At 45.3% G+C, this 20641-nt stretch carries 15 protein-coding genes; 9 read left to right on the top strand and 6 right to left on the bottom strand.

Going from position 1 to position 20641, the window contains the following annotated elements; genetic code table 11:
• Positions 1-167: 167 nt before the first annotated feature.
• The gene (gene trmB, locus KUV50_RS06765; RefSeq protein WP_222579343.1) at positions 168-875 is read left to right on the top strand and encodes a tRNA (guanosine(46)-N7)-methyltransferase TrmB; all 708 of its coding nucleotides are present in this window, start codon (positions 168-170) and stop codon (positions 873-875) included.
• Between the two features lie 375 nt (positions 876-1250).
• Here the strand turns inward: trmB and KUV50_RS06760 are convergent, their stop codons facing one another.
• From KUV50_RS06760 to KUV50_RS06745, 4 genes are all read right to left on the bottom strand, one after another.
• On the bottom strand, positions 1251-2204 hold the full coding sequence (locus tag KUV50_RS06760; protein WP_222579342.1) for a hypothetical protein: 954 nt from the start codon (positions 2202-2204) through the stop codon (positions 1251-1253).
• 307 nt (positions 2205-2511) lie between these two features.
• On the bottom strand, positions 2512-3552 hold the full coding sequence (gene thiL, locus KUV50_RS06755; protein ID WP_222579341.1) for a thiamine-phosphate kinase: 1041 nt from the start codon (positions 3550-3552) through the stop codon (positions 2512-2514).
• Positions 3549-4265 carry a pseudouridine synthase gene (locus tag KUV50_RS06750; protein ID WP_222579340.1) on the bottom strand — a complete coding sequence of 239 codons (717 nt, stop codon included), beginning with the start codon at positions 4263-4265 and terminating at the stop codon, positions 3549-3551. Before KUV50_RS06750 ends, thiL begins: the two co-directional genes overlap by 4 nt.
• 1 nt (position 4266) lies before the next feature.
• Entirely contained in the window at positions 4267-4455 is a 189-nt protein-coding gene (locus KUV50_RS06745) for a hypothetical protein (RefSeq protein WP_222579339.1), read from the bottom strand.
• A 160-nt stretch (positions 4456-4615) separates the two neighbouring features.
• On the opposite strand from KUV50_RS06745, the gene KUV50_RS06740 reads away from it, so the two are divergent.
• Positions 4616-7666 carry a DUF2723 domain-containing protein gene (locus KUV50_RS06740; protein WP_222579338.1) on the top strand — a complete coding sequence of 1017 codons (3051 nt, stop codon included), beginning with the start codon at positions 4616-4618 and terminating at the stop codon, positions 7664-7666.
• A gap of 39 nt (positions 7667-7705) precedes the next feature.
• A complete protein-coding gene (locus KUV50_RS06735) occupies positions 7706-9265 on the top strand; it encodes a M28 family peptidase (RefSeq protein ID WP_222579337.1) in 1560 nt (519 codons plus the stop codon).
• A gap of 427 nt (positions 9266-9692) precedes the next feature.
• On the opposite strand, the gene KUV50_RS06730 is transcribed toward KUV50_RS06735, so the two are convergent.
• The gene (locus KUV50_RS06730) at positions 9693-10187 is read right to left on the bottom strand and encodes a C40 family peptidase (RefSeq protein WP_222579336.1); all 495 of its coding nucleotides are present in this window, start codon (positions 10185-10187) and stop codon (positions 9693-9695) included.
• A gap of 1199 nt (positions 10188-11386) precedes the next feature.
• The gene (locus tag KUV50_RS06725) at positions 11387-14902 is read right to left on the bottom strand and encodes a gliding motility-associated C-terminal domain-containing protein (protein WP_222579335.1); all 3516 of its coding nucleotides are present in this window, start codon (positions 14900-14902) and stop codon (positions 11387-11389) included.
• 180 nt (positions 14903-15082) lie between these two features.
• Here KUV50_RS06725 and KUV50_RS06720 point away from each other — a divergent pair, with 180 nt between their 5' ends.
• From KUV50_RS06720 to KUV50_RS06695, 6 genes are all read left to right on the top strand, one after another.
• Positions 15083-15274, top strand: a complete 192-nt coding sequence (locus tag KUV50_RS06720; protein WP_222579334.1) for a hypothetical protein — start codon at positions 15083-15085, stop codon at positions 15272-15274.
• Entirely contained in the window at positions 15219-16217 is a 999-nt protein-coding gene (locus tag KUV50_RS06715) for a beta-ketoacyl-ACP synthase III (RefSeq protein WP_222579333.1), read from the top strand. The genes KUV50_RS06720 and KUV50_RS06715 overlap by 56 nt, the downstream gene beginning before the upstream one ends.
• Before the next feature lie 39 nt (positions 16218-16256).
• Positions 16257-16823 carry an elongation factor P gene (gene efp / locus KUV50_RS06710; RefSeq protein WP_222579332.1) on the top strand — a complete coding sequence of 189 codons (567 nt, stop codon included), beginning with the start codon at positions 16257-16259 and terminating at the stop codon, positions 16821-16823.
• A gap of 4 nt (positions 16824-16827) precedes the next feature.
• The gene (gene accB / locus KUV50_RS06705) at positions 16828-17349 is read left to right on the top strand and encodes an acetyl-CoA carboxylase biotin carboxyl carrier protein (RefSeq protein ID WP_222579331.1); all 522 of its coding nucleotides are present in this window, start codon (positions 16828-16830) and stop codon (positions 17347-17349) included.
• Between the two features lie 86 nt (positions 17350-17435).
• The gene (gene accC / locus KUV50_RS06700) at positions 17436-18785 is read left to right on the top strand and encodes an acetyl-CoA carboxylase biotin carboxylase subunit (protein WP_222579330.1); all 1350 of its coding nucleotides are present in this window, start codon (positions 17436-17438) and stop codon (positions 18783-18785) included.
• Positions 18786-18815: 30 nt separating this feature from the next.
• Positions 18816-20639 carry an ABC transporter ATP-binding protein gene (locus tag KUV50_RS06695; protein ID WP_222579329.1) on the top strand — a complete coding sequence of 608 codons (1824 nt, stop codon included), beginning with the start codon at positions 18816-18818 and terminating at the stop codon, positions 20637-20639.
• The last annotated feature ends 2 nt before the right edge of the window (positions 20640-20641 follow it).

Below are 20641 nucleotides of genomic sequence, written 5' to 3'. Positions count from 1 at the left end.
GTGGGAGCAGGTAGTTATTCCATACCTTATGACATGGCAGATCAATGCTTTGACATTGATCTGACTCCCGTGGCATAAGAAATACTGCTTAGCCGTCATTCTTGCAGGATAGGAATTAGAGAACTTATGCTTATCTTTCCGAATTTTTATTCCAAGTACAATAATTCATGTCGGGCAAAGGAAAATTAAAGAAATTTGCAGAGATAACCTCATTTCCCAATGTTTTGGAAGCATTTACATTTGAGAATGGGTACTTAAATGCTGATGCGGAAACCAAAGTGTATATCAAAGGGAAGTGGGGCACGGACTTTTTTGATGAGGATCGGCCGATCAGCCTGGAATTAGCCTGTGGTAAAGGAGAGTACACCGTTGGTCTGGCCCGGCTTTTTCCCGGACGGAATTTTGTCGGAGTTGATATAAAAGGGAACCGCATTTGGAAGGGTGCCCGCCAGGCTATTCGAGAAAATCTAGATAATGCTGGTTTCTTGCGGAGCCGGATCGAATTCCTCAGCACTTATTTTGCTCCGGATGAGGTGGCCGAAATCTGGATCATTTTCCCCGATCCGTTTCTTAGACTTCGAGATAGTAATCGACGTCTGACTTCATCGGAATTTCTCGACCGGTACAAAGAAGTTCTTAAAGATGGCGCTTTGATTCATTTGAAAACAGACAGTGATGAATTGTATGAGTATTCTCTGGAGTCGATCAGTCGGCATCCCCATTTTGAAATGGTGACGTCCAGCGCTGATATCGATCAGGTAGAACGTTCGGTGGAGTTGAGTATTCGGACGTATTATGAACAGCAGCATCTGGCGGCAGGAAAGAAAATCAAATACATCCGTGCTCGATTTAGGAAGCATCCTTCCATAAAATAAAATTATCATCACATCATGTTAATACAGCAGCGTGTGCAACCGTTTCTGCACACGACTCCCGTTTTGAATTTGGATGGTTTACTTCTATAGCACTCATAATTGACGCATGTATTCAGAAATTCCTTCGATTCTTTTCGCCATTATTACCAGGAGTAATCCGCAATAGTCAAACGTCACCCAATATTGGGCTATGTAATATGCCCAATTTTGGGAGTTAAGCAATTGATGCACTGTGTATTATAAGTCATAACACATTGACGTGGTGAATATAGCGGGTTAAAACCCAGGTCGGTCGCTCGGCAATCAATCCCAAAAAAAGCGCCCTGTCTTTGTGGAGGCAGGGCGCTGTTGTCAATCAGTTCTTGTTGTAAACGATTAATGTTCGTGTAGTAGTTCCACTTTTTTGAAAAATCGCTCTGAGGAGTTCTTCATGTTCTTGAAGATCCCGCGACGTACTTTTTCATTAATATTGGATATCGGGATGGAACGGCTTTCAATCTGATCCAGCCAGTTTTTCGTGTATTCGTTGTACGTATTATTATCTATGCGGAAGTAGATGGGTGAATTCTGGTACAAGTAAGTATGTTTATCCGATACCTGGAAGAGAACTGAACTCACGGTTAGTTCGTGAATGTAAAAGTTATTCGGCGTTTCCTTGTTCTGACACAGGTGTTCAAATTCGTCGAGAAACACCGCCATTTCGTCTTTCAGTTCCATGACTTGTTCCAGCGTAATGGTGTCGAGTTCCAGATGGTACTCAATTAACTTGAAGTAGGTCTCAAAAATATTGGGTGACAAGTAGGTGTGGAAGTCGCAATACCGGAAAAGTTTGGTTAGCTTTTGCGACTGTTCGTATTCTTCTTCAAAAGTTTCATCAAAATCAATCTTATCGTATTTATAGTGATTGAGATTGAAAAGGGAGTTAATGTTTTCCATCCATACGAAGACCGTGAACTGAAATAGTTTTGGGTAATCAGACAGCAGTTGCATTGGAATCAGGTTGGTGCAATACCGTACCTGAGGCTTACTGTAGTCATTGATGTACAATCTAAATTCGTCAATAAGAATCTGTGTTAGCTTGGAGAAATCATGATTTTCTTCCAAAAGAAAAGGGAAGTCGGTGGTGATGATGCTGCCCATCTGAAAAGTATGTGCTCTGTATTCAGTGGATATTTTGCCATACTCACTCAGTGTGAGTTCACTGGTGCAGTTTACTTTGTTGTATGCGGCACTTTGGGAAATGTCCAGCAAAGAGACAAAGTCTTTGACCAGCTGAGCCCGGCTGTACTTCGTCTGCAGCTGCTCAATCAGTTTTTCTTGTAATTTCATAATTGGGTTAATTTTTAGATTAAAAATTGATCAGAACGCATGCGTTCCACATTTCTCCTGGTGCTGATGCTTATTTCATCGAAGACAAACCGGGGGTGCTGCGTCCTTGTCTAGCACGTAAAAATATTAATAAATGGAAGCGTCTGGATGGAGCACTTCCAGCATTACGATTGCAATATAATCAAATAAATCAGAAGAGGGGGCAGAATACTGCAAAAAATGCGTATGTTTTATTTTATGTGTGAAAAAAGCATCGATCTTGCGCCTGATCTGATTACATTATTAAGAGGAGCAGGTTGCGACGTTTTTATTTCGTATTAAAATGTTGCCATCCCTGCGCTTTGAGAGGATGAATGTTCCCTCCTTTGCTGTGAAGAGCAATGCCTTCGCCCGTTGGAGTCATTTCGCCAATGATGGTGGCGTCAGCCATTTTAAGGACCTTGGGTCGATCTGCGGGATCAATGGTGAAAAGCAATTCATAATCCTCTCCACCGCTCAATGCTGCTATGGTGGGGTCTATATTAAATTTGAAGGCCATCTCCTTGGTTTCCTGTGCGACGGGAATCATGTCTTCTTCGATAAATCCATGCACACCGGACTGATCGCAGAGGTGGAATAGTTCGGACGCCAGACCGTCACTAATATCGATCATCGATGTCGGGGTGATCTGTTTTTTCTCAAATTCTTCTATGATATCTTTCCGTGCCTCTGGTTTAAGAAGTCGGCCGACCAGATAATCCTGATCTTCCAAATCTGGCTTTATATCGGGATTTTCCATAAACACTTTTTTCTCTCGTTCCAATAGTTGCAGGCCGATGTAGGCCCCACCCAAATCGCCGGTGGTTACCAGTAGATCACCGGGTGATGCTCCATTTCGATACGTTATTTTATCAGAAGATGCTTGACCCAGTGCGGTGACACTAATGATCAGACCACTTTTGGATGTGGTGGTGTCGCCACCGACCAAATCCACGTGATAGAATTCACAGGCTTTTTGTATTCCTGCATAAAGTTCATCCATGGCTTCTACGCTAAATCGGTTGGAGATAGCCACCGAAACAGTGATCTGGTGCGGTCGGGCATTCATGGCGTAAATGTCAGACAGATTGACCACGACCGCTTTGTATCCCAAATGCTTCAAGGGGTGATACATCAGGTCAAAATGGATCCCTTCGACTAACATATCGGTGGATACGACCGTGCTGTCGGCGGTATTTTTGAGAATGGCCGCATCATCTCCTACGCCATAACGGGTGAAAACCGGATCAATGTCAAAGTTTTTGGTCAGGTGGTCGATGAGACCGAATTCGCCCAATTTTTCAATGTTGGTTCGTTCTGGTTGACTCATAGATGAAGATCGTTTTTTGTTGTGTAATTATCAGAATTGGCAATAGCTGCAACCCCGGACTTTATTTGGGATTTTGCCAGATTCCACAGGTTGTCGTCCGGTAAAGCATGATCGAAAATTCTTACCGGTGGCTCATCTTGGTACTGAATGACATATTCTAAAGCATGCAGATGAATGGACCGATCCCGGTTTTTGCGCCGGGCGCCGTATTTTACATCTCCTTTAATGGGGAAACCCACCTGGGCGAGTTGTTGTCTGATTTGGTGAAACCGGCCAGTGTCAGGTCTGATTTTTAATAAAGTGTATCGATCGAGCTTTTTTAATACGGTATAGCTCAATTCAGCCCGTTTCCCGTGCTCTGGGTCAGGGATTGATTTATTTCTTTTTCCATCGCGGCGTAAAGAGGAAACCAAAGTCTGGGATTGGCCCACCTCCTGGGGCGGATGTCCTTCGACCAGACCCAGATAGGTTTTGCTTTTGATCTTAAAGTGCAAAAAAGACTTTTTGGGGTTTTCCCGATAGAAAAGAACAAGACCGCTAACTGGCTGGTCGATCCGGGTCCATATCTTTACAGATTCATTGAGGTAGTTCCCCAGCGATTGATCCAGTGGATAGGGTGGCTTGAGGTTTTGTGTCTGACAAGGAATTCCGGGGTGTTTGTGTACGGCTATACAATACTTGTCCGCGTACAACAGCTCGATCTTTGTGAGCATATTATTTGACCTCTTCATAGTCGATGTAGTCGTCCTCTTCTTGCGCTCTCGGCGGTGGTTGACGTCGCTGGTGATTGAAGTCATCGTCTCTTATATACCGATGGTCTTGTCGGTAACGACGCTCGTTTCTTTTTTTGAACCGGTTATAAAAGTACCATATCACCAGACCGATAAATAACCATTGAAACATATTTCGAAACTTAGTGCTTTGAAAACAAATGTACGACAATCCAATAAAAGACGGCTCATTATGTTTAATAATAATGATTATTTTCGGCGTGATATACGGTGGAAAAATTACGCTGAGCGGACAATTTTAGTATTTTTGAGCCTAAATTGACATTATATTCATGAACAACCGATACAACCAATTAAAGAATATTGCCGGATGGGCTGTATTTGTGATCACATTTATCGTTTTCGCGGCCACCACGGAACGAACCGGTTCCCTGTGGGATGTCGGAGAATTTATTGCAGGTGCTTACAAACTTCAGGTCGTCCACCCGCCTGGTGCGCCCCTGTTTCTGCTGATTGGACGGATCTTTACTTTATTTGGAGAGCTGTTTTCGTCTTCACCTTCTGCACCGGCATTTGCCGTTAATCTGCTTTCGGCCTTCTCGACATCGGTCGCTGCCATGTTTGCCGTATGGATTTGCATCCGGTTGAGCCGGCATGCGTTGGTCGGGCGCCATGAATCCACCACTTTCGGACAGGATCTGGCGCTGATACTGGGCGGGGTTGTGGCGGGATTTGCCAGCGCTTTCGCCACATCGGTATGGTTTTCTGCGGTCGAGGGCGAAGTGTATGCTCTGTCTACATTTTTTACCATGCTGACCCTCTGGGCGACAGTAAAGTGGTACACCTTGCCGGAGTCCAAGGGCAATGATCGTTGGTTGTTATTGGCCTTTTACGCCATTGGTTTATCGATCGGGGTGCACCTACTATCGGTACTTGCCATTCCGTCTATGGCGCTCTTTTATTACTATAAAAAGTCAGATAGACCTTCAGTCAAAGGTTTTCTTGTGGCGTCTGTCCTTGGGCTGATCAGTCTGGTGATTATTCAAAAAGGAGTCATTGTTGGACTGCCGCTGTTGTGGTCCAAATTTGAATTATTTACCGTCAACTCCCTGGGTATGCCGATTCAAAGTGGATTGATTCCCTTGGTGTTGTTACTCATAGCCGGGTTTTATTTCGGCTTGAGATATGCGTGGAAAAATCAAAAATATGTGATCGAACGCGCACTGATTGCGTTGATGCTGGTCATCATCGGGTACAGTACCATCATGGTCGTGGTACTACGTGCAGGCGCTGAACCACCGATTAATATGAACAACCCGGACAATGTGTTTTCACTTATTCCTTACATAAACCGGGAACAGTATGGTGAACGGGCAATTCTGAAAGGGCCTCAGTTTGATAAAGATCCGATAGATATTGAGTTTAAAGACCGCTATGGGCGGGTAGGAGATCGCTATGAAATCACGAATCAAAAGGCCAACGTGAAGTACCGGGATCAGGATGAGGTGTTGTTCCCGCGAATGTCTTCGGGGCAACCCAAAGATGTTCCCCGTTACCGGGCGCATTGGATGAAAAGGCAGAATGGTTCACCGACGCTGGGGGATAACATTAACTTTTTTATACAGTACCAGGTGGGCTGGATGTATATCCGTTATTTTATGTGGAACTTTACCGGACGACATGATGGCAATCAAGGATATGTTCCCTGGAACTGGACCGAGGGGCACTGGGTGTCGGGAATCCCTTTTATTGATAAGATCACCAAAATGGGTTTTTATGATTACAGTAAAGATCCGGACTGGGTGAAGGCCGATGAGAACCGGAATTTTTATTTTTATTTACCGCTTATTTTTGGTTTGATTGGTTTCTTCTGGCAATATTCCCGCCGTAGACGGGAATGGGTCACCATGTTGGCCTTTTTTGTCATCACCGGTATAGGCATTATAGTCTATTCCAATCAGCCGCCGATTGAACCCCGGGAACGGGATTACGTGCTGGTGGGGTCATTTTTTGCTTTTGCGATTTGGATGGGCATGGCAGTTCCTGCCATTTATGAGCGTTTGGCGGAACGGATGAAGGGCGTATCACCGGCGGTTATTGCCGGAGTCGTTGTGCTGATCGCACCGGCTTTGATGGCATTTAATAATTACAATGATCACAATCGACGTAACCTGCATGGTGCCAGAGATTCAGCCAATAATTTTCTGGAGAGCTGTGCAGAAAATGCTATTATATTCACCTATGGAGATAATGATACCTATCCACTCTGGTATGCCCAGGAGGTCGAAGGCATCCGCACCGATGTTCGCGTGGTGAACCTTAGCTTGATTCCGGTGGACTGGTACATCGATGGACTTCGGCGAAAACTGAATGATTCTCCACCCATTAAGTTCACCTTTACCCGGGATCAGTTCCGTGGATCAAAGCGCAACAATCTTCCATACAGGGAGGGAAATACGATGCCATTGAAACAAATCATTGATTTTGCAGCAGCAGATAACCCGACACCGGCATCAGGTGGCCGGGAATTTGAAAGCTTCCTGCCCTCCAACCAATTTTATATAGAGGTGGACCGAAACGACCCGAGCATGGAAAAAATGACACTGCCAGCCGATAGTGGACGAATTGTTTCCCGCATGACCGGTACGATCGATGGATCCAGGAATTTTATCAATAAAGGTCAGCTCGCTGTGTTGGATATTATCGCAAGCAACTGGCAGGAACGCCCCATTTATTGGTCACTTACAGCACCGAAGGATCAGTTGTACGGATTGCAGAAATACCTGCGCCTCGAAGGGTTGGGACAGCGATTGGTTCCGGTGCAGGGCCAGAATATGGTCAATCTCGAGGTGCTTCACGATCACATCATGAATGATTTTCGATGGGGTGGCCTGGACAAATACGATCAGACTGTAGCGGATGGATTCCGGGGAACGATCATGGCACTGAAGAATATGTTTGGCTCGGGCGCCAGCGATGCCGTGGCCAAGATGAATTCCGCGGGTACGGAGGAAGAACGGCAGCATTATCAGCAAATCGGGATCGATCTGATCGATAAGTATTTTGCGGTATTCCCGGATTTCAACTTCCCGTATGATGGTGAGACCCTGGTATTTGTTCAGTATTATAACCAACTCGGAGTTCCGGAACAAATGATTCCACTCCTCGACAAAATAATCGATCGGTTTGCCGAACAAATGGTGTTTTACCGCTCCATCAGTCAATCTGCACTCAATGCCGGATTCGGTGCGCAGAAAGAACAATGGGACAGCCGTATTCCCGGATTGGCGAATCTTGTCGTGCAGACGAAAGATCCCGATCTGGTCGAAAAACTACATTCAAAACTGGGCGGATTTGCAGATCTTTCCCGATTTAACTTGTAGGAAGACGAAAAATGGGGAAAACGTAATAATTATAATACCATGAAAAGGACCATACACGCGATACTTCTGCTTGTTTTTATGGGGACATCTTTTTCGCTGACCGCGCAAAAGGTAGGGACCGATTTTATGAAATTGAGTACCTATGCAGATCGGCTGTCTGAGGAGAATATACGCAAGCATCTGGAGATTTTATCCGCAGATGACATGGAAGGTCGGGAAGCGGGACATCCCGGTAACCTGAAAGCCGCGAAGTACCTCGCTGGTCAACTTGAGCTTTTTGGTTATGAGACGCCAGTGAGAACCTCCGATTACTTTCAATATTTTCCGTTGTACAAGCAAGTGTGGCAGGATATATCGATGACGATCGACGATAGACCCTATCGGTATCTCACTGATTTCTATGCCCTGCCCTCCCAAAATCCCAATTTGCCTGCCTTCACCAGTAAAGAAATCGTGTACCTGGGGTACGGAATGAACTCCGAGTCCTACGATGATTTTCAGGAAGGTGACCTGGCCAACCGAATTGTGATCATCAAAGAGGGAAGACCGGGGAACAGTGAATTGAAAACGTCCGGTTTGGAAGAAAATAAGCTGAAAGCGGCTCGTAAAGCCGGGGTACGACTCATACTAGTGATTACGGATCGATACAATGAACGACTTCGACGCTATCGGCAAATTTTGTCTGCACCTACCATTACGACCCGGTTACCGCAATCCAAACGAACCAATGTGGTGTATATTTCACCACGTGTAGCGGCGCAGCTGATGGATGACTATGCTGGTGATATCGCTGAATATGATCGTGAAAAATACAGCTCACCCCGTGTGGAAAAAGATCCCGTGGTGATCCGCACTGATTTTGCTATCGCATTGCATAAACGGACAGAATATGAATATGTCCCCAACGTAGTCGGCATTTTACCCGGAAAAGATCCTGAATTACGTCACGAATTACTCGTGATGTCTGCACACCTGGACCACCTGGGTGTGCGTGGAGATCAGATCTACAATGGAGCCGACGATGATGGATCGGGCACTTCGACCATACTGGAGATTGCACGGGTCATCAGTGAATTGGCCCAGGAACCGGGAAATGAACCCCGTCGATCCTTATTGATTTTATTTGCAAATGCTGAAGAAAAAGGATTATTAGGTTCTGCCTATTACACGGATCACCCGCTGTATCCGCTGTCTTCCACCATAACCAATCTCAACGTGGATATGATAGGCCGACGGGATGAGGCGCATCAGGATAACCCCTTCTATACCTACATTATTGGATCGGATAAGCTGAGCAGTGATCTTCATGCGATCAATGAAGAGGTCAATCAATCGCTGACCAACCTGGAGCTGGATTATACTTACAATGATGAAGCGGACCCCAATCGCTTTTATTACCGGTCCGATCATTACAACTTTGCTAAAAATGATATTCCGGTTATTTTCTATTTTACCGGCGTCCATGAAGATTACCACAAATCGACGGATACCATTGAGAAAATCGAGTTCGGAAAAATGCGCACCATCGGTCAGTTGATTTTTGGCACAGCCTGGGAGTTGTTGAATCGCGACGAACGACCCGAAGTGGACATGAAATAGAATCTATCATGGCGCCCGTACGGGATCCACATGATAAATTATACCATTTGTACTTGATCATGCTGTATAAGATTTTGGAATATATGCGGCAATTATGAATTCAAATGGTATTATTCAAGGCTATCGTGCCTTATTTTCAAAATTTGATCCATGGATTGTACTACTTGGGAATATCCATAAAAACTGGAACCAATTTAAAATCGTTGCCGGTTATTGACCAAACTTTATGATCCTTACAGAGCTCCCAATCCACCGCAAGAGGGATTTTGCGGTCCCTCGTTAAAGATCCGCAGGATCATTGGTTCTACTACCATGGAACTTCTCTCGGTCATTCTTCGATTTGTCAAAAAATAATCTGTTGAATAGCATACATTACGTATGATTCCGTGCACTTAAACCGATGTCGTGAAGTACCCTTTTCATACTATCACGGAATCACCCGACGATATTGAGCAACACGCCGCGACCAATACGAAGAGTCTTCCAGAACTTCTTCGATAACCCCTCGGGAGGTCGTACTGTGAATCATCCATGTTTTCGCGGGGCCCATGCGGGATACGACCGCCACGTGATCAATTCGTTTTCCATGACGAAAAAATACCAGATCACCGGGAAGTAATTCATCCTTGTTTATTTTTTCGCCGTACCGGATCATTCCACTGGCTGATCGGGGCAGTTGAATATCTTGTTCAGCAAAAAGTGTCAAGACCAATCCGGAACAATCATATTTGTTTTTCCCGGTTCCTCCATACCGATACCCAGCTCCAAGTGCATTCCGTGCATCTTGAACGATGTCATATCGCGCGGGATTGACCGTATCAAACTCCATTTTATTTGTCTTCTTTTGAAACGAACACGATAGGATGCTGACGAAGAAAAAGCTCATCAGAATATAGCCTGGGATTTTTGTAAAATTGACCATGGGGCTAAATTAATACATTATGTTTAAATGTAATATGTGAACACTGAAATTAACATTCGTTGACACTTTGTTTGCGCAGTCTTTGAATATTTCAGCGCGGTAAATCACACTGAGGTTTTCCCCTCGCCTCTTTGAGTGATTCAAATGGCAGATCAAATGTAAACATATTATTGGAAAAAATTGGGTGGAAGGAACTTTAGCCCGCAAAAGTCAAACGTCACCCAAAATTGGGATGACTGAAAGCAGTGGTTCGGCCGAGACCAATGGTCGTCATTCGTCCTTTGTTGAAGGAACTGTGAGCTCCTGCGAACAGCGCTTAGGATGTTTTGGAATTTAAGCAATTGATGCACTCTTAATATGCATCATAACCCACAGGATCTTAGGTTCCAATACCTTGGAACTTCTCTCGGTCATTCTTCATTATGTCAAAAAATAATTTCTTCAATAGTTTCTTTTACTTATGATTTGGCAGCACTACTGCTGCAAGTCAGAAATTGTATGCATTATATTAAGCGCTTCCATCCCTCACAAGTTTGGGTGCGTAAATGTAGATTATAAGAAGACCTGCAGCGCAGGTCCAAGTATATTAGCACCGGTTATTGTCAAATATCGACCTCAGCGAGGTCGTAATGTATCCTTAGACATTGCGACTTCTCGGAAGTCGAAGAATACTGCTAAACCATCTGCTAATACAGTTATGACCTCTCCGAGGTCTATTGAATCAAACTCAAATAGAGCTTTTTATTTGCGCTAAAGAGGTACAAGCTAGGGATGGAAGCGCTAGATAATACCTATACATTACTTATGATTCGGCGCACCAGTGGTGTGTTTCATAGTTCTATATGTTTAATTAATTGGGCTTTCAGATACCTTACGGGCTCACGAATCGCAGATTGAGTTAGGCGATTCGTGAGCCTGCCTGGCTATAATTTTTGTCTTTAATTGCCGGCAGACAGGCGTGAAACGATCTGGAAGCGCCTGGATTATTTATAATATTTATGAACTGAGTGCTCGTGCTCCAATTCATAAATACCGTACTAAATTTATAAATCGAAGCAATAGTCTGATCCTGATGGGATCAAGCTGATTGGAGTTTGAGGCCTGATGAACGTGGGCTGGACAGGTGTAAGCCTTCTCGCCCCCTCGCCAGGCTTCGGCACCGGATTTCCCTCGATCATTTCCCCATACGTCCTCTCCAACTATTTGATCAGGGTGACATCGGTGATGCGCTGGATGACCTGCCCGTCGATGTATTCCACTTTGACCAGCGCCACATAGACATCAAAAGTAACCGGTTGACCGGCGGAGGTGCCATCCCATCCTGTGATCTGTGCCTGCGCGGGCGATATATCAGATTCTTCCCACATAAGATTCCCCCAGCGGTCATAGATTTGAAACTTCTTAATCGACCGTACAGAAGGTCCCGGGATAATGGTCAGTAAATCATTGTGACCATCACCGTTGGGTGAAAACGCATTGGGGATACCCACGTCCCGCCTTTTACGAACCAGAACAAAAATTTCGTTGCTTCCCACGCAGCCTCTGGAGTCGATGACTTCCAGGCCTATAACGACATTGTCGACGGCGGTGAAAGTCAAGGTGTTGTCTGAACTCAGAGAATCTGCTGATACCGGTGTCCAGATGTAATCGTCGATGGGGTTGTCCGCTGTAATTTGAGCAGAGATGTCGGTGTTTTCGCCCAAGGAGACCTGAAGCGTGTCCGGCTGATTAAAGTCGACAATGATTGGGGCGGGTTCCCGGATCGTGACCGCATTGGTCACATTGCAGAGGTTCCCGTCGAACACCGTAATGTCGTGCGTGCCGGCCAGGATATCCAAAGGATCACCCAGGGGTACAGGAACTCCGCCATCGACAGAATATTGATAGTCCATGCCGGTTCCGCCGGTGGCATTGGAAATGGTGACTGTGGTCGTATAGCCGGCGCATTCTGGTTCTTCTATGGGCGGTATTGTGAAATTAACCGGTTCGGGCTGTTCCAGCATATAGGTGGTATTCGCCACACACCCCAGAGAATCCTCGACCCGGATCTGATAGTTGCTGGCTTTTAAACTGTCCAGAAAGAGATCATTTGTTCGTTTGGCCCCGCCGCTGAAATTGTACCGGATTTCTTTGGTGCCCGGATTTCCTCCGGTGGAGACCAGTAAAAGACTTCCATCGCTGTCCCCATAGCAAGAGGGAAGGGTCACCTGACTGCTGTCCACGGTAACCGTAAAAGGTTCAGGTTCTGTGATAGTGAAAGACTTATTATAATCAGGACATTTGTTGGCGGTGACAGGTGATTGATCTTTTATTCTTACTGAATAAGATCCGGGTTGAAGATTTCTTTTTGCAATCAATGGTTCATCTTGACCAGAGTTATTGAATTCATAAAGAAAGCCAAAATTACCTCCTCCTACTTTTCTGGCAGATACGTAAATCTCACCATTTTCATTTCCATGGCAATCGATATTTTGAATAGTTGAATCAATTATAATGACATTGTTAAACTCAAAGCGAAAATTGGTGTCGATAGCAACGCACTCTCCTTTGAATATTTTGAGATTATGTTCTTCGTCGCCAAAGAACCGCATATCATTTAAACCTACTGTAATGGGACCATTATCCCATGAAAAGCCCAAACTGTCAGGGTGTGGATTGGTGTGAGCAACCATAATAGCTTCAGGATTAAAACAATTGTCAATGAGTACGGGGTTTAATCCTAGTACCATAACTCCACCCGCCTCCGAGGCCACGTAGATGGAGTCCCGCAGCGGGGTGCACGCCGGATCCTCCGGAGTAATGGTAAATGGATAATAGCCGGGTTGACTGACCGTAATGATTTCCGTGTTTTCACCGCTGTCCCAGAGAATGGACTGATAGTCACTTCGGATGGTCACGCCGACGTTGATCATGGTATCTGCATCGCACGGAAGGGTTCCTTCCGTTTTGGTGAAGATGACGCCTGCTTGGATGTTGTATGTTTCCGTCAAGCTGCATTTCGATAAGGTATCGGTCACCGTGACGGTATACCGACCGGTATCCAGATCGGTGACGGCGGCCGTGGAATCGCCCGTGCTCCACTCGTAGGTGTAACCGTTGCCGGTAGGAAAGACCGTCAGGCTGATGGCACCCAGCTCCGATCCCGTTCCGCACCCGATCGGCGTGATTGTGGCATCGACGCTGGGGGGCGTCGTGGTCAGATCTTCGATAGTAAAGCGAAAGGTGGTGTCGGTGCACTCGCCCTCAATCGCCCAGTAGTACTCTCCCGCATCCAGGTCAAATGCTCTCAAAAGCCCGGTCGACGCATTTGCAATGTAGTATATACCATTGACCGGTGTATCATCGGCAAAGAATAGATCAGCCCGTGCAAATGGATTGCCCGATCCGCTGCTGTTGGTCACCGTTCCGCGGTATTGCAAACCCGGGGTATCGAGATTTTCACAGTCGATGTTATTGATGGTTTCTTCACTCAGGGTGAATTGATCACCTCCCACAGGTGTTGAGGTAACGGTTAAATTCTCAGCACATGACCCACCACTGCCATCTCGTATATTAAAGGTTTCTGAGGTACTGTAGAGATCTAAAGTGATGCTGGACGATGAGACGTTGACCGAATTGCCTCCATTGTAAATATCATAAGGAGGTGTGCCACCCAAAATGTCTATTTGGACGGAACCTGGTGCGCCTGAACAGCTCGGTGGAGTAAGCACGGTCGCGGTGGCTTGCAAGCCCAGGTCTTCCACGGTATAGGTCCCGGCTGCTTGCTCACAGTTGTTTTCATCGGTAATGAATAAGCGGACTTCCCCGCCGCTCAAATTTTTCAGTGTGTCGACATTGTAGTAGTTTTCATTGTCATAGGTCCATTGAATCTGGTGGTTGCCGGGCAGCGGTGCGGCCAGGTAGACCATTCCATTCGGATTACTGGTACTGCAGGTATTGGGAACTCCACTTACCTGGGGGTTAACATTGTTATTTTGAAGCGTAATGTCTTTAGAGACACTTTGACCGTCGGCATCGGTGATTACCAGGGTGTAATCGCCGGCGCTGAGCCCGGTGATGTCAAATGGGGTGGACAGACCACTCGCATCACCTGTTGCTGCACCGGTCAAGGTGTAGCTGTAGGGTTCCGTTCCGCTAAAAACTTCCACATTCATCTCAAAACCACTGCCCGATTCGCAGGCTGAATAATTAAAATCCAGATTTCCTGTCGGAACAACGGTTATGCTGCCGTCCGATATAGTAAAGTTAATATTGGGATCGGACAGTGAAGAAGTATCTGTAAAGCTAATATCTGTCTCCTTATAAGATCCCACGGTGAGATTTGTCGAATCACCTATCTGTCCGATTGCTTCAAAACAAACCTCCAGGAATGTTGAGTCATCGGGAATCTGGATGGGGGCCAAATTATTTGCAAACCAGGAAAATACAAGGACTCCTTCATTGCTGAGGTCTTTATTCATTGCGAGATTACTCCCTCCGGTACTCAGTACAGGGTTCTTGAAATTTAAGGTGTCGAAATCTATAACTCCAGGATTCCAGCGCATGACAAAAGAGAAAGTACCCACATTATTAAATTGATTCACGGTCAGCGGAATACATATTTGTGCTCCCCGCGCCGTGGTCGTATCTGGCATAGATATCTCCAAAGGAGCTTGTGCGGACAAAGAATGAGTAGCACAAAACCAGGTAAATATCAATAAACTGAATAGCCTCATAGGTGGTTTATCGGGATTAATATTTTTGCGAAATAGGTTCGAAGTTGCATATAAACTATGTAAAAAACGAGGAGATGATCGCTTTAGTACAAAGGTTTGAAAATTTAAGGGAAAAGGGATTCAATCCAAAAGCAATTTCAAATTTCTATTCGTTAGTAACTGTAATACAAAAGTATACACATGTATACAAATGATTATGTTCACATCAAAGAAGATCAGGATCAGGTTTTCGGATCAGATCTGGATAATAAATATGGAAATGTATGCATGAAATTTTTTACCTTGCAGCCGGATTACGTTAAAGAAACAATAAAACATGGCTTTATACAAGGCGGCAATCAAGGGTGTGGGGGGATATGTGCCGGAAACTAAGTTGACAAATCAGGATTTGGAGAAAATGGTCGATACTTCGGATGAATGGATCCGAACCCGAACCGGAATTGTCGAACGACGTATCCTGAAAGAAGAGGGGAAAGCGTCGGGTTTTATGGCGGAGCAAGCGGCCAAAGACCTGCTTCAAAAAACGAATATGGATCCCCGGGATATTGATCTGGTGATCTGTGCGACGGTAACACCCGATATGATATTTCCAGATACCGCCAATTCAGTTGCTACCGCGATTGGTGCGGAGCGCGCTTTCGGATTTGATTTGAGTGCGGCTTGTTCAGGATTTTTATTTGCCTTTAATACTGCGGCACGGATGGTCGAGAGCGGCGCATACGAGAACATTCTGGTGATCGGAGTCGACATGATGTCCTCCATCGTAGACTATACAGATCGAACCACATGTATCATTTTTGGAGATGGTGCAGGTTGTGTATTGGTCGGCCGGAGTGAGAACGGAGAAGGGTTTGAAGATGCGGTATTGCGGGGTGACGGTGCCGGCGCAGAATACTTGTATATGAAGGGTGGCGGTTCGCTGCGTCCGGCTTCACATGAAACCGTGGACAACAAGCAGCATTATATTTTTCAGGAAGGCCGTCCGGTTTTCAAAGCAGCGGTGAAAGGAATGAAGGAAGCCACGCTGGAGGTACTTAAAAAACAGAACATCACAGCAGATGATTTGGATTGGGTAGTTCCTCATCAGGCAAATATGCGGATTATCAATTCGTTGTCTGATTTTCTGGAAGTGCCCAAGGAAAAAGTTATGATCAACATTGATCGATACGGCAATACGACCGCTGCGACTATTCCACTCTGCCTGTGGGATTATGAGAAAAAACTCAAAAAGGGTGACCAAATAATCCTGACTGCTTTTGGCGGAGGTTTTACCTGGGGGACGATTTATCTGACCTGGGCGTATGATTCCCATTAATTTATTATTTTGTAAATCAAATGTAGAGATAACTTACTTATGGCAAACACATCTGATATCCGCAAAGGACTTTGCATAAATTTCAACAATGATTTGTATCATGTTATTGATTTTCAGCATGTAAAACCCGGAAAGGGAAACGCATTTGTACGGACCAAGCTCAAAAGCATTACCTCAGGTAAAATATTGGACCATACTTTTGCAGCCGGACACAGCATTGATCCGGTTCGCGTAGAGCGAAGAAATTTTCAGTACCTTTATAGTGATGAGTACGCGTTTCACTTTATGAATAATGAAACGTACGAGCAAGTCGCGGTAAACAAAGAAATGGTTGACCATCCGGAATTTATGAAAGAATCAGAGCAAGTAGAGATTCTTTTTCATTCAGAGGAAGAAAGACCGCTTGTGGTGGAGTTGCCTCAGTATGTTGAGTTGGAGGTGACCTATACCGAACCCGGTGTACGGGGTGATACGGCGACCAATGCGCAAAAACCTGCGACCGTAGAAACCGGCGCAGAGATCCGAGTGCCATTATTTATCAATCAATCCGATGTCGTGAAAATTGAAACGGAAACGGGAAATTATATTGAACGCGTAAAACAGTAACAGCATGAACTATAAAGAAATCACCGAATTGCTTAAACTGATCAGTGATTCACACTTGTCAGAATTTAAAATCAAAGATGGAGATTTTGAATTGTCCATCAAAACAGATAAATACCAGAAAAAATCCAAGGAAAGCAACCAAATCATCCAATTGCCGGGCAATCAAAACCTGCCCGCTGGAATCCAGGAAGCACCTGCTGAGGCACCCGCTCCGGCAAACACTGCAGCGAGCAATGCACCTGCTGGTTCGGATAAAGATCCAGAGCAAGATAAAGACAGTCAACTTCTTGAAATCAAATCACCCATGGTGGGTACATTTTACCGGAGTCCGTCCCCGGATAAGCCGCCATTTATCAAAGTGGGGGACCAGATCGAGAAAGGAGATGTGGTATGCATCGTAGAAGCTATGAAATTGTTTAATGAGATCGAATCAGAGATTAGCGGGAAGATTGTTAAGATCGTTTCTGAGGATGCGGCACCTGTAGAATACGACCAGGTGTTGTTCCTGATTGATCCCAATGGATAGCGCCCGAAGCCGAGATCTATGATGCCGGCCGGCGTACGGTGGATGGCTGGTGAGTTTATTTCAGTAATCAACGAATTCAATCCGACATGTTCAATAAAATATTAATAGCAAACCGGGGTGAAATTGCACTGCGAGTCATTCGTACCTGCAAAGAAATGGGAATTAAAACGGTCGCTGTTTATTCGACAGCCGATAAAGAAAGCCTGCATGTACGATTTGCAGACGAAGCAGTATGCATCGGTCCGGCTCAAAGCAATCTTTCCTACCTGAATATTCCCAAGATCATGGCGGCGGTCGAGATTACGAATGCGGATGCAATTCATCCGGGCTATGGTTTTTTGGCTGAAAATGCTGATTTTGCAGAGATCTGCACGGAGTACGGCATTAAATTTATCGGGCCGACCGCTGAACAAATGCGTCTCATGGGAGATAAAGTCACGGCAAAAGAGACTATGATCAAAGCGAAAGTGCCTTGCATCCCAGGATCAGAAGGCCTCGTTGATGATGTGAAAGCAGGGTTGGAGATTGCAGATAAGATCAAGTACCCGGTGATGATCAAAGCAACAGCCGGTGGCGGTGGTAAAGGAATGCGCGTGGTTCATAATAAGGAGGAATTTGAGAAAAACTGGAACAGTGCGCAGATGGAAGCCAAGGCATCATTTGGAAATGATGGTTTGTACATCGAAAAATTCATCGAGGAACCGCGTCATATAGAAATACAGGTGATCGGTGATCAGCATGGAAAGGTGGCGCACCTTAGCGAGCGGGATTGTTCTATCCAGCGAAGACATCAAAAACTGGTGGAAGAAAGTCCCAGCCCTTTTATGACAACGCGATTGAGAGATAAAATGGGTAAAGCAGCCATCAAGGCCGCCAAGGCTATTAACTATGAAGGTGTAGGAACCATTGAGTTTTTGGTAGATAAAAACAGGAACTTTTACTTCATGGAAATGAACACCCGGATCCAGGTGGAGCATACGGTAACCGAAGAAGTGATCGATCATGACCTGATCAAAGAACAAATCAAGGTCGCGATGGGAGAAAAGATATCGGGGAAAAACTTTATACCTTTACTTCACGCGATCGAATGCCGCATCAACGCGGAAGATCCGTTCAATAATTTCCGGCCATCACCTGGCACCATTACGGGGTTTCACAGTCCCAAAGGGCAGGGGGTTCGGGTGGATACCCATGTGTATGCCGGCTATGTTATTCCCCCGTACTATGATTCGATGATTGCAAAGTTAATTTGTAAAGCACAGACCCGGGAGGAGTGTATTCGAAAAATGAAGCGAGCCCTGGACGAGTTTATCGTGGAAGGTGTGAAAACAACGGTCCCTTTTCATATGCAGCTTATGGAAAATGAAGCTTTTGTGAGTGGGAAATTTGATACCAGTTTTATGGAGGATTTTAAGTTGGAAGAACCCGCCGGATAGATTATCTGATGGACAATACAAGACAGACCTTTGAGGACCGATCGAAAAGATATATGGCAGTTAGTCGTACCTTATAAGTGGTACTTTGCAGGCAATATATTGTCTAATGTCTTTGTGGCGTTGTTTACCCTGGTCAGTATTCCTATTCTCAAACCTTTTTTTGATGTCTTATTCAATCAGGTAGACACGACGGTGACCAGAGCAAATCCCGGCGACTTGTCGTTTCAAAATTTTATGGAATACATCAACTTCCATTTGTATGCATTTGTGGAGGAATTTGGAAGAGCCCGCGCATTGCTGATGGTTTGTATCTTTTTGGTTGTTTCATTTTTACTAAAAAATATTTTTCGCTATTTGTCTTTGGTTTGTATGGCTTATATGCGCACCGGAGCGGTACGTGATATGCGTCAGATGATTTACGCGACATTGCTGCAAAAGCCCCTGGAGTTTTATAAAGAAGAACGAAAAGGAAACTTATTGACCATCATGAGCAGTGATGTGATGGAGTTCGAATCCAGCGTGCTTTCTGTTCTGGAGACTATCATTCGGTCGCCATTGATTGTCGCAGGCAGTCTGGGCTACATGCTCTATGTAAGCCCCACGCTCACGTTATACGTTTTGGGGCTTATGGTCTTTACAGCGGTGGTCATTGGGGGTCTGAGCCGACAATTGAAGCGTCAGTCCCGCGAAGCCCAGGATCTGATGGGGTCTACATTGTCTGTGACAGAAGAATCGGTGTACGGGATCAAAACCATTCGGGCATTTCATGCCCAAAAATACGTTGAGGGACTTTTTTCACAGTTTAATGAAGCTTTTCGGAAGATGCGTAATAAATTATTATTTCGCAAGGATCTGGCTTCCCCCATGTCTGAATTTTTGGGTGTATCTGTAGTTACATTATTGCTGTGGTTGGGAAGCAATCAGGTGTTTTCCGGTGATTTGGAAGCCAGCACATTTCTGACTTTTATATATGCGTTTTATAACATCATTGAACCGGCCAAATCATTTTCAGGGGCGTATTACAATTATCAAAAAGGGATGGGGGCCTGGGATCGCATCCGATCGCTGATGTACAGTGAGCGAGAACATCAACTCACCAAAGGGACGGTTACTCTACAGGCTTTCCAATCGTCGATCAGTGTGGAAGAAGTTTCCTACCGATACCCTGGGGAACCCGCCGAGGTACTTCACAATATTAATCTGGAAATTCCTAAAGGGAGTCGGGTAGCCATCGTCGGTGCGTCCGGGTCGGGGAAGACGACCCTGGTTGATCTGATCTGTCGGTTTCAGTCACCGACATCAGGACGGATTACAATGGACAGCATTGATATTGCGGAGATTCGGGAAGCTTCGTTCAGAGAAAAGATTAGTATCGTTTCGCAGGAGCCTGTCTTGTTTCATGACACGATTCGCAATAATATATGTCTTTCGGAATCTGTGCCGGATGAAGAGCGACTGACCGAAGCCTGTCGTAAAGCCAATGTGTGGACTTTTGTCACGGGTATGGAAGATCAATTGGATACGGTGATCGGGGAAGCCGGTGGAAAATTGAGTGGGGGACAACGACAACGCATCGTTTTGGCTCGAGCGCTCTATCACGATTCTCCGATATTGATTTTAGATGAAGCGACCAGTTCCCTGGATAGTGAATCTGAGGACATTATTCAGCGAGCGATTGAGAACCTGGGGAAAGACAAAACAATTATTATTATTGCGCATCGTTTACAAACCATCCGGAATGTAGACCGAATCATTGTTTTGGAGCAGGGTGAGATTATAGAGTCTGGCCGACATGATGATTTGATGGCCTCCAAAGGTGTGTACAGCCGTTTTGTTGAACTTCAGAGTTTATAGAG

Source organism: Membranihabitans marinus, from assembly GCF_019802045.1.
GTDB classification, from domain to species: Bacteria; Bacteroidota; Bacteroidia; order Chitinophagales; family Saprospiraceae; genus Membranihabitans; species Membranihabitans marinus_A.
Note: the sequence above shows the minus strand (reverse complement) of the source record. Positions and strands in the feature narration are given on the sequence as shown.

Coding starts and splice junctions, on each gene's coding strand:
- trmB (WP_222579343.1), top strand. CDS start 168: ATGTCGGGCAAAGGAAAATTAAAGAAATTTGCAGAGATAACCTCATTT.
- KUV50_RS06760 (WP_222579342.1), bottom strand. CDS start 2,204: ATGAAATTACAAGAAAAACTGATTGAGCAGCTGCAGACGAAGTACAGC.
- thiL (WP_222579341.1), bottom strand. CDS start 3,552: ATGAGTCAACCAGAACGAACCAACATTGAAAAATTGGGCGAATTCGGT.
- KUV50_RS06750 (WP_222579340.1), bottom strand. CDS start 4,265: ATGCTCACAAAGATCGAGCTGTTGTACGCGGACAAGTATTGTATAGCC.
- KUV50_RS06745 (WP_222579339.1), bottom strand. CDS start 4,455: ATGTTTCAATGGTTATTTATCGGTCTGGTGATATGGTACTTTTATAAC.
- KUV50_RS06740 (WP_222579338.1), top strand. CDS start 4,616: ATGAACAACCGATACAACCAATTAAAGAATATTGCCGGATGGGCTGTA.
- KUV50_RS06735 (WP_222579337.1), top strand. CDS start 7,706: ATGAAAAGGACCATACACGCGATACTTCTGCTTGTTTTTATGGGGACA.
- KUV50_RS06730 (WP_222579336.1), bottom strand. CDS start 10,187: ATGGTCAATTTTACAAAAATCCCAGGCTATATTCTGATGAGCTTTTTC.
- KUV50_RS06725 (WP_222579335.1), bottom strand. CDS start 14,902: ATGAGGCTATTCAGTTTATTGATATTTACCTGGTTTTGTGCTACTCAT.
- KUV50_RS06720 (WP_222579334.1), top strand. CDS start 15,083: ATGTATACAAATGATTATGTTCACATCAAAGAAGATCAGGATCAGGTT.
- KUV50_RS06715 (WP_222579333.1), top strand. CDS start 15,219: ATGGCTTTATACAAGGCGGCAATCAAGGGTGTGGGGGGATATGTGCCG.
- efp (WP_222579332.1), top strand. CDS start 16,257: ATGGCAAACACATCTGATATCCGCAAAGGACTTTGCATAAATTTCAAC.
- accB (WP_222579331.1), top strand. CDS start 16,828: ATGAACTATAAAGAAATCACCGAATTGCTTAAACTGATCAGTGATTCA.
- accC (WP_222579330.1), top strand. CDS start 17,436: ATGTTCAATAAAATATTAATAGCAAACCGGGGTGAAATTGCACTGCGA.